The organism is Streptomyces sp. NPDC033136 (assembly GCF_055578235.1).
The window spans coordinates 1-1852 of the sequence record NZ_JBVIPD010000059.1; the positions used below are offsets into that span (position 1 = coordinate 1).

Annotated in this window: 1 protein-coding gene; it reads right to left on the bottom strand. The window is 63.6% G+C overall.

Annotation, left to right across the window (positions count from 1 at the left end; all coding sequences use genetic code 11):
- Positions 1 to 1247 (bottom strand): group II intron reverse transcriptase/maturase (gene ltrA, locus ACZ5TL_RS39450; protein ID WP_468595593.1); only part of this gene is annotated, 1247 nt, incomplete at its 3' end.
- Between the last annotated feature and the right edge of the window lie 605 nt (positions 1248 to 1852).

Genomic DNA, 1852 nt, shown 5'->3' on the forward strand with positions numbered 1-1852 from the left:
ACCCTAATCCACGCGTAGTGGCTGAGGTAACAGAAAGCGACGTTCGACACTCCAGGACGGAAGTACGCGCACCATCCCCGCAACACCGAGTTCAGTCGGTGCAGCAGAGAATCCAGCGGCAAACCGACGTTCTGCCGTCCGGTCAGTTCCTTCACCTTGCCCGTTGCGGAACGCACTGACTTCCGTGCCGGATAGGTGTAGATGTACTGCCGGTCAGTACCCAGTTTCCGGTGGCGCTGGATGCGCCATCCGAGAAAATCAAGGCCCTCGTCAATGTGCGTGATCTTTGTCTTCTCCACCGACAGGCGAAGGCCCATCGGCTTCAATGTCTCTGCCACATCATCGCGCAGCTCCTCGGCGTGCTCACGACGCCCGAAGACAAGCACAAGGAAATCATCCGCATACCGGACCAGCCGGTAGTTAGGCAATCCCCGACGCCGTCTCCTGCGCCGATCCTCGGAGGTGCTATCAGATCCTCCAAGCCCCTGGGCGATGTGCTCGTCCAGGACCGAGAGCGCGATGTTGGCCAGCAGCGGCGACAGGATCCCGCCCTGCGGGGTCCCGGTGCGCGTGTCCGTGAAGGATCCGTCCCGGGACAGGATCCCGGACTTCAAGAACGCCTTCACCATGGACAGCACCCGCTTGTCCCCGATTCGATTCCTCACCCGCTCCATGAGAGCCGAGTGCGAGATCTCGTCGAAGCACGCCGTGATGTCGCCCTCCACCACCCACTCATATCCGTGGCTGGCGAGATAGCGAGTCTCGGCGATCGCGTCATGAGCCCGGCGATTCGGGCGGAACCCATAGGAACACGGGAGGAAATCCGCTTCGAACACCGGCTCCAGCACCAGTTTCAAGGACGCCTGGACCACTCGGTCCGCCACGGTCGGAATCCCAAGACGCCGAAGCTTGCCGTTCGCCTTGGGGATCATCCGCTCACGCACGGGAACCGGCCGGAAGCTGCGATCTCTGATCTGATCCCGCAGCCTGCCGAGAAATATCTCGACTCCCTGCCCGGCCTCGATGGAGCGGGCGGTCTTCCCGTCCACTCCGGCCGTGCGGGCACCCTTGTTTCCCCGGACACGATCCCACGCCACCAGCAGGAAGGCGGGATCGGCCACGAGGTTGAACAGGTCGTCGAACCTGCGATGAGAATCATCAGCAGCCCAACGGTGCAGTTTGGTCTGGATCTCCAGTACCCGGCGTTCGGCCTTCATCAAGGCCCATTCCAGCTCGTCGGTATTCACCGGCGATAACCTCCTGGCATTCCAGCGTCCTTACTGCTGACTTGCTGGCCCCCTTCCCCATGTGGTCGGCTTTCCCGGCCTCGGAGTACTACGGAGCCTCCGTCCTGCCCGACGGCCATCAGCCGGCGATGGGCCTGCCCTTCACCGGACTGGAGATCCGGCATCGGGCGACCGCGGGCAGTTCCCACGTTCACCACAGAATCGATTGACGGGTGAGGTGCCCAGCTCTACCCCGGCAGCATCGCCACGCTTACGCCGCAGGCTTTCGGCGTGGCCTCCCCACCGGTAAGTGGAATCGGCTTCGGAGTCGACCACCGGCCAGCGGTGGTCGTGCACTGCATCCGGCCCGCATCCGCCAGGTTGGAGCCGGTGTCGTAATTACGGGGCGTCAGGCACTGATTCCTCGCGTACACCTTCCCGTCTCGCTAGCCGGACCCGGACCGTCTGGCAGTGCCAGCCCGTCCCGACGTTGTCGGGGCTGCTTACCGCCCGACTCGACATCCCCCGAGTCGAACTGCCCCCAGCTTCAACCAGGTTGCTGCGACAACCCGGCGGTGAAGGTCTCTCACCTCACTCGATTCCATGGCGCCTCGTGGCGCACCCAC